Below are 13,850 nucleotides of genomic sequence, written 5' to 3'. Positions count from 1 at the left end.
CAAACTATCCGGAACTCAACTTTTATTATCTCATCTTTCCCATCTTAGTTCTTATCAATTTATTCAATCAGTTTTTTCTCATATCGCCAAAATACTCTTTCGACCACAGCTCCTGCATGATGAGAATAAAAATCGATTGGTCCTACCCAAGGAATAATTGCCGTTCCGAAGCCTAGATTTTTCAAATCTTCCAAACAACGATACAACAGCACTTTTCCCATTCCTTTCCCACGCAAATCGGGATGTGTTCCCATTGGACCAAACCATGGCAAGCCTTTATTATTAGCGCTGTGTGCCGAGAATGCTTTTATTTTCCCGTTCAACTTTGCAATATGAATTGCAATCGGATTCGATTTGCAGGCCATCTCCAATTCATACTGCCATAGCTTCCATTCTTCAGCAACAAAATCCATCAATTCATCCTTGTCTTCTGCTGTTGCACGACAAACTTCAATATCATCAGATTTTAAAGCCATTATTTTCTTTTCATCAGACCATTCCCGATCAGACAAATCGACTACAAGATTGGAAGTATCCATAAACCGATTGAATCCCATTCGCATGGCAAAGCAAAGTGCCGGGGTGTATCTGGGGTCAATTCCCGGCATGAAATAATTCATTGGCACATCACCCAAACGCATCACATCAACTTTTTGCGAACGCAACTCCTTTTCGAGCAAGTCATACATGCTCCTGGCAATTCTCTTTCGCTGATGAGTTTCGCTTACCGCCATTAATTTTACGTAGCCATAATTCACTCCACGAATATCCATTCGGCAGGTTCCCATTAAAAATCCAACAATAGCAGTTCCTTCCTCGGCAAGCCAAATTATTTCAGGATTGAAAAAAGGATCGTCGTAGATTTTTTCGTGAAGCAATTCTTTGGTAAAAGAATCGAACTTGTATGCGTTTTGACAAAGAGTGAAAACTTCATCAAAATCCTTATCCTGATATTGTCGTATGGTATTGATCATGTTTCTTTTAATTACTTAGAGTTTAATTTGATGTAAGACTCTATACAATTGTATTGTTTCTACTTACATTCTCATTCCCTTCAATTACATTTGCAGTCCCTCGGCTTACATTTGCAGTCCCCCGACCTACATTCATGCTCCCTTTTGTTACATTTTAAGTCCCAAGACCTACATTTGCATTACTTCCTCTTACAATCGCATTCCCTCAACGTACAATTCATTTCCCTTGTCTTATAGTACAGTTCATTTCCTTATGTAAATTTGGTATTCCGACTTAAAGTCGGGTTACCAATAGTTCCTAATTATTAGGAATCTCACTTAAAGTGAGAGCCCCAAATTAACTCTTAACTTCTCACAAAGAGTTCCGAAAAACTCATCATCAACACTTACTTGTTTGAAAATATCTACAATATCATCCGATGTGATTTTCTCAAAATCTTCTCTGCGTGGCGTTATAAATACACCGCCAAAATCGACTGATGCAGGGCTTATGAGCAATTGCTGATCGCCTTCGGCAAAATATTGCGATGGACGATGTAGTTTTCGTGGGAACAAATGCATACTATATTTGCCATCGGAAAAAGAACAAATTGCATTGAGCATTGGCTCCTTTTCTTCTGCTTGCATCGCAGAAAAAGTCTGATAAAAAACAGAAACAGCCTTCATCATTTCAATTTCACTTTCCGACTCTATGGAAATCATTTTCCTAAGATAATTTGGGAAAGATCTCATCTCAAATTGATTTGAATTACTCAAAAGTTCCGACTGCAAATTTTTCAAAACTGCATACTCTGTTTCCACTGGCATAAAATCTTTATTGCCTGCCTGAAAATGCATATGATCGGGAGCTGACGCTCCACACTTTGGTCCGTTATAAAACAAAGTATATCCTTGCATATTTTTAGCCAAAGACAACATTCCTGAAACATTCTCTTCAAAACTCTGATCGACATGATCGACTTTTGGAATGGTAAAATGCTGAGGAATAATTGGAAACGGATTCACCAGAATCACAAAATCATCGCCTTGAGCAATACCAGCTTGTTCTTTAGGAAGTTTATCGAGACACAAAAAACACGCACGATTCTCGATGCTCTTTTGATCTACTTTCGCAGCTGACGATCTGATTCTTTCCGGATTGAACTGAACTTTTATTGTATAGCCATCAAATTGAAATTCTTTTTCTTCCACTTTTTCCAATCCCTTGTAATTTCCTGTTGCCAAAGGCCAATTTATAAGCTGATCGTTCAAAAAATCACCTAATATTTGAGTGGAAGATTTCTCCTCCAATAAATTCTCTAATTTATTTATGCTGTTTACATTCATTGTTTTCCAATATCTTGACAAAGTATATTCTTTATAACACTATTTAAACGCTGACAGGTCTTCGACTCTGTCAGGTTATTTTAACCTAGCAACTATTATTCCCGATTGATATTTACTTTGCATGAGCATCTCTGCTAAAGGAATATCCGAAATCACTACTTTTTTAGCTTTGCTCGAGGCATGCATCAAGTGCAGTCGGTTATTCACATGAATCGCAATCCCAACATGAGATATGTCCAGACCTTCTATTTTAGTAGTAATGGCAATTAAATCGCCATTTTGAATTTTATTTTCCAAGTTTTGAATATTGTTTTCGGGAATAAAAAACAATTCTCTTTTATTGATTTCATTTTCGGTCTTCCGTATCTCTTCTACCAATGAAACATCAACTTTTAATGCAGGATAAGAATCGACATGCGTACTCATAAAATTGATTGTTTTATTGTACTTTTCACCACCAATTTCACACGTAATATTTTTTACGATTCCCTTTTTTTCATTTTCATATATCCAATCGGAAAAATAATGCAAGCGAGAGGCATAATCAGTTAATTTACCATTTCGGTAACGCAAATTTTCAAGCTCTTTCAAAAAATCATCAGTTGTAAGCGAATCGTTGGATAATACTTTTGACAAGGCCACAACATTCTCCAAATAAGTTGTGCAATCCAACTCCCGGAAATTAACGACCATCTGTTCTTTCTCATTCCCATCCAAAGTACCACCAACATAGTCTGTTTGCATAAACATTTTTGCCACTTCAACTACCCGATCATTCAATGGCAAGGAATCGATAGACATCGATCCTGCTATTTCCCAAATGGAATTAAAGATTTCCTGATCCGTAGAATCTGAAAGTTGAATTTCTTTCCTTACTTCTTGTCGGGATTGCTTTCCCTGGCAAGAGCTTAAAGAAATCAGCAATACCACTAAAATTTGAAAAAATTGCTTCATACTTCTTATGTTTTATCAGGTTTCTCACTAAAATAACACCTGTATTCCTTTTTTCTCAGTGAATCTCAGTGCTCTCTGTGATTAAACTTTTTTTTACCACGGAGATTACTGAGTTACACAGAGTAGCAATCGCAGGTATTGACAAACTGCTGGCACGATTAAATTACACCGAATTAACATTTTACAAATCACACCTGCATTCCCTTTTTTTCTCTGTGAACCTCTGTGCTCTCTGTGGTTAAACTTTTTTTTCACCACGGAGATCACTGTTTACACAGAGTAGCAATCGCAGGGATTTACAAACTATTGGCACGATTAAATTACACCGAATTAACATTTTACAAATCACACCTGCATTCCTTTTTTTTCTCTGTGAACCTCTGTGCTCTCTGTGATTAAACTTTTTTTACCCCTGAGATTACTGAGATTCACAGAGTCTTAACCGCAGGTATTGACAAAGGTTTAACAAACTATTGGCACGATCAAATTATACCAAATTAACATTTTACAAATCACACCTGCATTCCCTTTTTTTCTCTGTGAACCTCTGTGCTCTCTGTGGTTAAACTTTTTTTTTGCCACGGAGATCACTGTTTACACAGAGTCTTAACCGCAGGTATTTACAAACTATTGGCACGATTAAATTACACCGAATTAACATTTTACAAATCACACCTGCATTCCCTTTTTTTCTCTGTGAACCTCTGTGCTCTCTGTGGTTAAACTTTTTTTACCCCTGAGATTACTGAGATTCACAGAGTCTTAACCGCAGGTATTGACAAACTGCTGGCACGATTAAATTACACCGAATTAACATTTTACAAATCACACCTGTATTCCTATTTATTTTCTCTGTGAACCTCTGTGCTCCCTGTGGTTAAACTTTTTTTTTACCACAGAGAACACTGTTTACACAGAGTAGCAATCGCAGGGATTTACAAACTGCTGGCACGATCAAATTACACCAAATTAACATTTTACGAATCACCCCTGTATTCCCTTTTTTTTCTCTGTGCAACTCTGTGCTCTCTGTGGTTAAACTTTTTTTTTACCACGGAGATCACTGAGTTACACAAAGACTAAATCAAGTATTTTAATCTACATCTATTTTTGGCACAACAGTTTTCTAGCTTTCAATTCGATAGTACGAATACGATCTTTGTAAGTATTGTGAGCATTCATTTTTTCGATATCCAAAGAAGCATCAGAATTATCATCCCAGCGACGACACAAATAAATTGAATCGTAAATTCTACCAATCTGGTAATTACGCGAGATTGCCAATCCCAAAGCATAATCCTCACCGTAATTTACATTTGGAATCGGATTCTTGCGCAATACAGGGGTATAGAATGCCCTAGGAGCTCCCAATCCATTAATACGAAGCGCATTGTTTCGTCCATTTTCAGGTGTCCACTCTTTGTGATCGATTATTCCAGGAGGAATTTCTTCCAAAGCAAAGTTCACCATCTGATAAGTTCCTACAACCATAGCACAGTTTTGGCTGTAAAAAGCATCAACAACTTTCTGCACAGTGGTTTCATCGGCATATAAATCATCACTATCCAACTGAATTGCGAATTTACCACAAGACTCATGTGCTAAAGCTTCATTCCAACAACCACCAATACCCAAATCTTTTCGTTCCGGAATAATGTGAATGATCCGTTTGTCCAAGGCAGCATATTTCTGAATAATTTCAGTCGTTCCATCCGTAGAATAGTTGTCCACAATAATTAAATTGAAATCAACATTTGCTTTCTGAGCCAATACCGACTTAATAGCATCCTCGATGGTTTTTACACGATCGCGAACCGGAATCACAACAGAAGCTTCTATCTTAAAATCACCTTCATCAAAAGCAACATGATCAAATTTTGGTGCTAAAAAAGCTCCGATTCTCTTCAGATGCTCGGTGCAGGCAATCTCCATTTCAATTTGCACGGCACGATTCTTAGGATCAACGTAATCGAAAATTTTCTCTCCCGATTTTCTTGTATCCATTTCTTCTTCGGTGTACAACACTTCCGGAATTCTCATAAATTCAGAACGCGCCGCTACTGCCAAGCGCAATTCATACAATCCTGCATGACGAAAGGTAGTATCTACATCCTTTACTGCCTCTTTTAACACTTTCGCATCATAAAAAAGCACCGATCCAAAATTAAAATCATCTCTCAAACTTCCTTCCTGATAATCAATTACCGGGCAATTTTCAACCACTCCCTCTTTAATTGCACGATAATTTGAATACACCAAGCCACTATTTGTATCCTTGGCTACCTTCATAAACCGATCCAAAGCCAATTGTCCCAAAGTTAAGGCACTTGTTTTTGTGTAGATAAAAACATATTCAGAATCTGATTTTTCAGCAATTGCATGAATCGTTTTCCCGTGCGATAAGCTTTCCGATGTTAATACATTAACACCTTCAGCCTCCAGTTGAGCATCGCCACCAACAACATAAATCGCAGCTACTAAATCTGATTTTATCAGCTCATTGATTGTTATTTCGGTCTCTTCCTTTGTTCCAAAAGGAATAAAACATGTCACCTTTTCGTTCATAGTAATTATTGTGTTTTTATTATTTTCTTACTGATTAAAAAATTGAAGCATCTGTTTCATCAATTTATTTCGATGCTCTTTCGTTTCCAGTGTTTCAAATGGAAATCCTAAAATTACAGATTGATAGTTTCCATCATACACTACACCGGCACTTTTATTATTTCCTGAATAACGAAGAAGAACTTTTGCGCCATCCCCTTTAGGTTCAATTGCATCGGGTGCTTCTACCTTATATATATCGGCTGAATATTCCGTTTCAAATTGATATTCTCCCGTGAAATTATTTCTCACTTCGTTTGTATGCGATACTTTCCCCAATTTGCTCGCATGATTGGTTCTGAACTGAAAATGCAATTCATTCTCAGCAAAAGATTTTGCCAGACTATCGCCGCACAACTCCAAATCAGTTCCCACATAAGCGCCCGTCAATATCAAATTTGCATTTTCGCAGCTTATGTATTTTCGAATCGCCTCTCTCATTTCGGGCGTGTAAATTGTAAAATCTTTATTTTCTTTTCCGTAGATTCTCTTTGTGGTTTTTTCCTCTCCAAAAATCAAATCCAACACAGAATAATCCTTCGCCTCCCAATTCAATTCTTCAAAGGCCTCATCACTCATCGATACAAATCCAAAACCATTATCGCGAATCGCTTGTCCGTGCACAAAAGGATAATCGAAACTATTACCCGGAATTATTCGTTCTTCCTGATCGGCATATGAGCTTCCATGTCCAGAAGCATCATCGTCCAACCATTTCGATTTTCGATCGAAATCGTACTGATCACCCACGCAGGCAATATTTCTTTTGTATGCGACACCCTCATCTTCCGAACTTATAAAACCGGCCAACTTCCCATCATCAAATCCCTGAGGAGCAGAAATACGATCAAATCCATTTACAATTAAAACAGGCTTTTTACCATTTTCTGATTTGCAACAGGCTAAAATTTCCGAATCAAAACTTTCACCGCCTTTGTTTAGTGCTGTCACCTTAAAACTATAAATCACACCAGGTTGGCAATTCGAGATTTTGTATTCAGAATTAGTTACAATCGTTCCCTCATTAAATCCTTCCTCCTCAATTCGTGTATAAACTTTATAAAATTCGGGCATTGCAGTTGACTCCAATTGATCTATTACTGGTTTCCATGAAAGAACAATTCCGTTTTCAGTTTCCTTGATTTGAAAATGATCAACCGGCAAAGGCTGCACCACATAATCCCGTCCATCCTGCGATGACAAAAACTTTAAAATGCCTTTGTAATAAGCTCTGCTGATATCGAATTTAAATTTAGGATCCATCCCCTGATACATATCTGCAAAATTATGATGCGATAACAATTCAGACAACATAGTAGGAACTTTTGGACGGTACGCTTCTGAGTATTGCTTGTTCCACATCCCTCTGCGCGTCCATTTTGGTTCATACTTTTTTCGAATATCTTCCACTACCTGCGTTTGAACAATATCCGTTAAATCGCGGCTTGCCCATTTCGATTGTCCATTTGGAAAAGAATCCTCATCCCGGGTGGTCGAATAAATAGCCAAACTTCCAATAATGGAATCATTTGGTGTAAAACCGGCATCGGTATGAAAAGCCAGAGCCATATCAATAGGAATACCCAAACCTTTTGCGTCAACATTTTTAGTTGGTCCTGCAGGTGCTCCTAGTAAATAGTCCACCCACTCTCCACGACTCATATAATCATCCTTGTAGTCGGTTTTGCCAATTTCTCTTTTCTGAAACTTAGCTGCATCTTTTCCGCGATTGCTGTAATCTGCTTTGTAATCTTTATTGATGCTGTACACCAACGAATCGGGCATGCCTGCATACTGAAGATAGTAACGTGCTGCCTCCTGATATCTTGGCCGATTACTCGTATATTTTTGCCAAACACAGGAGTCCAATTTAAAACCAAGCTCTGCTCTTTGTTTCTTCAGCTCATCCAATTCTTCAGGATTTCCACGGGCAATGTTTCCCATTCCTCCGCCAAATCGTATTGCATCAGCCGAAATCCATTTTCCAGGCTCCTTACTTTCGTTTGTCAGTTCAACCATTCCCTTTTCGGGATTCTTCCCTTTATCAAAAAGAAAAGTCCCCAAATAAATCCAGGTTTTACCACCCATGCTCTGATTCACCAAAAATTCAGTTTTACCTCCTGCATGATTCACGGTATAATGCGCATCATTCACATTATCCTCGTCATCAGAATAGGAAACAGATACTGCATATTCTCCTTTTTTAGGAAAACAAGGAATGTATTGTACTCTAGCAGATACGTCAGTACCTGCCTCAGTCTGATAGCTGCTTCCCAGTTCAAACGGATTTTCTCCTTCAATATAAAAGGGATATTTGTTTGCAAAACCCGCTTGAGAATTCAGTTCCCAAACAGAATCTGATACAAGATATTCCGATCCTTCCGATGACCAATCAGCATCTACTATCACCTCATTTCTCTGAACATCTCTTTCGCGTGGAAACAATACGTTAGCACCGGCCTTTTCGAGCATGGGAGCAATATATGGAACAACAAATTCCATGGTCCACAAATCTTCCACCGTAGTGTAAACTCTTGCCCGCTGCCATTCCCATCTGTCCAGTGTATTTTCATAATACCAGCCATGAGAGTGCCAAAGAGCAATGTGTTTATTTTCCAATCCAAGTTTTGTATCGTTCCCTGTGTTTACTCTTCGCACCAACGGATGTGCGACTTCCGAGTTCTTGTTCAAGCGATTTGAATCCAAAACAACACTTCCATTTCGATAGAAATTAGGAATTAAATCACTTATTTCCTGTCCCATACTTTCCATTCGGATGGAATAATTCCGAAATCTACGCCCCAATTCTTCCTTGAAATCTTTCTTATATCTCTGTACAGATTCCAGGCGAAACGGGATGTACGAAAACACCGGATTCATATACAATGTAATTTCTTTTTGCCCTGAATCTATTTGCAAACTATCGTACTTAAATGTGTAAACAAATTCCTTTGAAGCTTGCTCAACAAAACTCTGTGCTGCTTTGTCGGCTTTTCGAGTTAGTCGGTCCGATTTCTTAGCTGCTATCAAATTAAAATTTGAGAACAACAATACAGAGATTACACAAAGCATTCTAAAAAAACAGATATTTAGAAAAAATCCAGACATGGAAAACATTGTTTTTACGTTAAAATGAAACAGTTAAAGAGAAGCCCGAATTCAAGCTGTCGAATTCGGAAATTCTCAGATAAATCTAAACAATAAACCTGACAAAAGCTTCAATTGCCTCGTATTCTGCCAAGCCCAATTTGTTAAATAAATCGGCTGTAGCCCGATTTCTTTCTTCTGATCTTTGCCAGAATAATCTCGAATCATTCCCTAGAAATGGAGCACTCTCCATTTGTGATTGATGACGCAGTATTGCATTTCGTTTGTGCTGCAATTCCTCAGGACTAACCGGAACGGCCATTTGAATTTCATCCAGATCCCACTCTTGCCATGCTCCACGATACAGCCACACATAACAATCCTTCATCCATTCCTCATCCTTCACAATTTTCAGTGCCTGGTAAATTCCTTCCCAACATACGCGATGCGTTCCATGAGGATCAGACCAATCACCCGCGGCAAAAATTTGATGAGGTTTTATCCTTCGAAGCAGGTTCACCAAAATACGAACATCCTCTTCTCCCAACGGATTTTTCTTAACCGTACCCGTCTCATAAAAAGGAAGATCCAAAAAATGAAGGTTCTTAGATCGAATACCTACAAAACGACAGGCAGCTTTTGCCTCTCCTCTCCTGATTAAGGCTTTCATATTGCGCACTTCAGCGGTATCCATTCCTCCCGGCTTTTTATTTTCCAAAAGAAATTTTTGAATGTCTTCAATTACACACTGAAGATTGCCCTCGTTTGTATCATGAGTTCTCGAAAAACTTTTTACAAAAGAAAGATATCTCACCGCCTCATCATCGGCAACAGCAATATTTCCTGAAGTTTGGTATGCAACATGAACTTCATGGTTTTGATCCACCAATCGCTTCAAAGTTCCTCCCATCGAAATTACATCATCATCAGGGTGCGGACTAAAAACCAAAACTCTTTTACTTGCCGGTTCTGCTCTCTCCGGACGATGAGAATCATCAGCATTTGGCTTTCCTCCAGGCCAACCGGTTATGGTGTGCTGCAAATCATTAAATACCTTAATATTTACCTCGTAAGCCGAACCATATAAAGCAAGTAACTCACTCAATCCATTATCATTATAATCACGATTAGTCAGTTTCAAAATTGGTTTTTGCAATTTATTACACAACCAAACAGCTGCTTTCCGAATCCAATAACGATCCCACTCAATACTTCCAACCAACCAAGGATTTTTTACTCTTGTCAATTCACTTGCTGCCGGCACATCCAAAACGAACTTCACATCGGTATGTCGTTGCAAATAACTGGCGGGAACAGCATCACACTGACTTTCTTCCAATGCTTTTTTTACAATTGCCGCTTTTCCTTCGCCCCAAGCCATTAAAATAACCCGTTTGGCTTTAAATATGGTACCAACACCCATTGTTATAGCTGCCTTAGGCACATTATTTAAGCCATTAAAATCTTTGGCAGCATCTCGTCGTGTCAAAGAATCGAGCATAATCAAGCGGGTTATCGAATCCAATTGTGAACCCGGTTCATTAAACCCAATATGCCCTGTACGACCAATTCCAAGTATTTGCAAATCCAATCCCCCAAAAGAATCAATTAGTCTTTCATACTCATTGCAGTATCCGGTAATTGTGACCTTGCTTACCTCACCATTTGGTACATGAATTTGATTTTGAGGAATATCGATATGATTAAACAGAACATCATTCATGTAATGATTATAGCTTTGTGCGCTCAATTTCAACATCGGATAATACTCATCCAAATTAAAAGTAACCACATTCAGAAATGACAAGCCTTCTTCTTTGTGCAGACGAATCAGTTCGGAATACACTCCCAATGGCGTTGCACCGGTAGCTAATCCTACAACACACATTTCGCCAAGCTTTTGTTTTTGCTTAATTTCATTTGCAATTTCACCTGCAACCCACTTGGCTGCCTTTTCAGCAGTTGAAAAAATATCTGCCGGCATTTTCTCATACCTGGTTTTCACTGTTCTGTCGAACTCATCTGAAGGTTGGTAATACAACTTGGCTTCATCAAGCTCTTCCCTAAATTGCAGTATCTGATTCTCCATTTTGCTATCTCCTGATTTAAATTACTTTCGGATCAAAAATAGAACAGAAAATCATATTTTCCAAAATTGGTCATACATGTTATATAATACTTTTTACAAATGTTTAATTTTTATATATTTGTAACGTGAAAATAAATTCACCCGTACAATAAGGATATTAAGCAATGTAGAAGGAATGAAAATGGAAAAATACAAATTCAATATTAATTTATTTATTTGTAAATTCATTTTAAATTAACATTCATCATACATGTTATAAAAATAAAATCATGATATTAATTGCAGAGAGCGGATCAACCAAAACTGACTGGGTTCTTCTCGGAAGTAAAGGCATAGCTAAACGCCAACAGACTTTGGGAATTAACCCATACCATCAAAATACAAGTTCGATAATTAAAATAATTAGCTCACTTGATGATTTTGGTTCAGTTACCCAGATCTTTTTTTACGGTGCCGGTTGTGCTGTTGATGATAAGAAGAAAATCATTAAAGACTCCTTACTACAAATTTTTCCAGATGCAAATTGCGAAATTAACAGCGACGTTTTAGCTGCAGCCCGATCGGTTTGCGGAAAAGAAAAAGGCATAGCGTGTATCATTGGAACAGGATCTAATTCCTGCTTATACGATGGGGAAAACATTGAACACAACGTTCCTCCCTTGGGCTACATATTGGGTGACGAAGGCAGCGGAGCTGTTATGGGTAAAAAATTGCTGGCTGATATTCTTAAAAATATTGCTCCTGCTGAAATAAAAAGTGCATTCTATCAGAAATACAATCTGGAATATGCAGATATTATAAACAAAGTATACAAAGAGGAAGCTCCCAGCCGTTTTCTTGCTCAATTTACAGTCTTTCTTTCTGAGAACATTCAATCACCATATATATCAGAGCTTGTAAAAAATAGCTTCTGTGAATTTTTCGAAAGAAATATTAAACAATACAATAATCACATCAACCTGCCCATTCACTTTATTGGAAGTATTGCATACTACTTTAAAAATGAGTTGGAAATGGTCGCAGCCAAGACCGGTTTACGTCTTGGAAAAATTGAGCAAAGCCCATTGGAAGGATTGATTCAGTACCATCTTGGTAAATAAAAACAAAATAATGAATAAAGCAGGTAACCAGAAAACTTCAAACAAAATAACAGAATCACCTTCTAACTTTTCCAATTTGGAAAAGATGTCGGTTAATGAACTACTTATTGGAATTAATCAGGAAGACGGACAAGTTCATTTAGCAGTAAATCGCGCGATTCCAGAAATCGGGAAATTTGTTTCCCTACTTGTTGACCGCGTTAAAGCCGGAGGCCGATTATTTTATATTGGAGCTGGAACAAGTGGCAGACTTGGCGTATTGGATGCTTCGGAATTACCGCCAACTTTTGGAGTTCCGGGAAATATTGTAATTGGATTGATTGCAGGAGGAGAAAAGGCCTTACGAAATGCCGTTGAATCGGCCGAAGATGATTGGAACAAAGCCTGGGAAGAGATACAGGAACATGGTTTTAATCAGAATGATACGGTATTGGGAATTGCTGCTTCGGGCACAACTCCTTATGTTATTGGCGGTGTAAAAAAAGCCCGCGAAAATGGTTTGCTTACTGCTTGTATTACATGCAATCCTGAAGCTCCCGTTTCGCAAGAATCAGAAATTGTAATTGAAGCAATTGTTGGTCCCGAATTTGTTACCGGAAGTACCAGACTAAAAGCCGGAACTGCTCAAAAAATGATTCTAAACATGATCACCACCAGCTTGATGATTAAATTGGGAAGAGTTCAGGGCAACAGAATGGTTAACATGCAGCTAACCAACAAAAAGTTGGTTGAACGAGGAACCAAAATGATTATGGAAGAATTAAAACTTGAAAAAGAAGTTGCTAAAAGCTTACTGTTAAAACATGGCTCAGTAAAAAAGGCCATTGAGGCTTACAAATAAATATTATTTTAAAACAATAAAAAAAACGGAGATTGAATCATCAATCTCCGTTTTTTATTGAAAATACAGTTCTTATTTTTTCAAATACTGTGTGTAAATCTCAAGAGTTCTGTTTATCTGTCCAACCATTGCTTCAAAAGCTTTATCTGCATCCTTATCCCGAATAGCTTCATAAATGGTACGATGAGCTTTAATTGTAAAATCTTTCTCTCCATCCACATTGGCATAAATCAAATTTCGCATGCGCGGCAAAAGAGAATAGATTGGCTCCATAGTAATAATCACAATCGGATTGCAAGAGGCCTTAGCAACATTCAAATGAAATTTATTGATGATATCTGCTTCCATTTGGGTATTATCCGGATCACAATCTTCCAAATCCGAAATATTCTTAAGCAATAAGTCCAAATCCTTATCCCTTCGGTTATTTGCTGCCATCCGGGCAATTTCCGGTTCAAAAACGCGCCTCACTTCAATAATTTGAGGAATCAGGTTACTATCAAAACTTAAATCATAATACAAATTCAAAGAATCAATGGCATCTTTGATCTTCAATTCACTAACATACATGCCACTACCCTTTTTGATCTCAATTAAGCCCCGGGCACTAAGTCTACGCAAAGCTTCGCGTAATGCAGTCCGACTAACTGCAAACATCTCGCATAATTCCCGCTCCGAAGGAAGTTTAGCTCCCACCAGCAATTTCTTCTGGCGAATAGCCTCTTCTATTCGGCGCTCAATCTTCTGACTAAGAGTTTGAGCTGATCCTATTTTTCCAAAAATTTCATCCATGAACTGCAAATTTACTTCAACTTGTATGATCTGTTACGAAATATACTGCAATTAGTCTGTATTCCGTCAAAAAACCATGCAAT

At 38.0% G+C, this 13,850-nt stretch carries 9 protein-coding genes; 2 read left to right on the top strand and 7 right to left on the bottom strand.

Annotated elements, in window-relative coordinates:
• Positions 1–59: 59 nt before the first annotated feature.
• From ACHZAX_RS00885 to nagB, 6 genes are all read right to left on the bottom strand, one after another.
• On the bottom strand, positions 60–974 hold the full coding sequence (locus ACHZAX_RS00885) for a GNAT family N-acetyltransferase (protein WP_320017694.1): 915 nt from the start codon (positions 972–974) through the stop codon (positions 60–62).
• A gap of 318 nt (positions 975–1,292) precedes the next feature.
• Positions 1,293–2,321, bottom strand: coding sequence for a DUF4922 domain-containing protein (locus ACHZAX_RS00880; RefSeq protein WP_320017693.1), 1,029 nt, complete (start codon positions 2,319–2,321; stop codon positions 1,293–1,295).
• A 54-nt stretch (positions 2,322–2,375) separates the two neighbouring features.
• On the bottom strand, positions 2,376–3,254 hold the full coding sequence (locus tag ACHZAX_RS00875; protein ID WP_320017692.1) for an N-acetylmuramoyl-L-alanine amidase-like domain-containing protein: 879 nt from the start codon (positions 3,252–3,254) through the stop codon (positions 2,376–2,378).
• A 1,104-nt stretch (positions 3,255–4,358) separates the two neighbouring features.
• Positions 4,359–5,819 (bottom strand): glycosyltransferase family 2 protein, encoded by a 1,461-nt coding sequence (locus tag ACHZAX_RS00870; RefSeq protein WP_320017691.1) that lies wholly within the window; start codon positions 5,817–5,819, stop codon positions 4,359–4,361.
• 27 nt (positions 5,820–5,846) lie between these two features.
• The gene (locus tag ACHZAX_RS00865) at positions 5,847–8,966 is read right to left on the bottom strand and encodes a golvesin C-terminal-like domain-containing protein (protein WP_320017690.1); all 3,120 of its coding nucleotides are present in this window, start codon (positions 8,964–8,966) and stop codon (positions 5,847–5,849) included.
• A gap of 85 nt (positions 8,967–9,051) precedes the next feature.
• Positions 9,052–11,034: a glucosamine-6-phosphate deaminase gene (gene nagB, locus ACHZAX_RS00860; protein ID WP_320017689.1), complete on the bottom strand. Its 1,983-nt coding sequence runs from the start codon at positions 11,032–11,034 to the stop codon at positions 9,052–9,054.
• 269 nt (positions 11,035–11,303) lie between these two features.
• On the opposite strand from nagB, the gene ACHZAX_RS00855 reads away from it, so the two are divergent.
• Both ACHZAX_RS00855 and murQ read left to right on the top strand, forming a co-directional pair.
• On the top strand, positions 11,304–12,134 hold the full coding sequence (locus ACHZAX_RS00855; protein ID WP_320017688.1) for an ATPase: 831 nt from the start codon (positions 11,304–11,306) through the stop codon (positions 12,132–12,134).
• 10 nt (positions 12,135–12,144) lie between these two features.
• The gene (gene murQ / locus ACHZAX_RS00850) at positions 12,145–12,975 is read left to right on the top strand and encodes an N-acetylmuramic acid 6-phosphate etherase (protein WP_320017687.1); all 831 of its coding nucleotides are present in this window, start codon (positions 12,145–12,147) and stop codon (positions 12,973–12,975) included.
• Positions 12,976–13,047: 72 nt separating this feature from the next.
• Here the strand turns inward: murQ and ACHZAX_RS00845 are convergent, their stop codons facing one another.
• Positions 13,048–13,767 carry a FadR/GntR family transcriptional regulator gene (locus ACHZAX_RS00845; RefSeq protein ID WP_101309663.1) on the bottom strand — a complete coding sequence of 240 codons (720 nt, stop codon included), beginning with the start codon at positions 13,765–13,767 and terminating at the stop codon, positions 13,048–13,050.
• Between the last annotated feature and the right edge of the window lie 83 nt (positions 13,768–13,850).

This window comes from Labilibaculum manganireducens (genome assembly GCF_963665805.2).
Taxonomy (GTDB): Bacteria; Bacteroidota; Bacteroidia; order Bacteroidales; family Marinifilaceae; genus Labilibaculum; species Labilibaculum manganireducens.
This window is presented reverse-complemented; position numbering and strand designations above follow the sequence as displayed.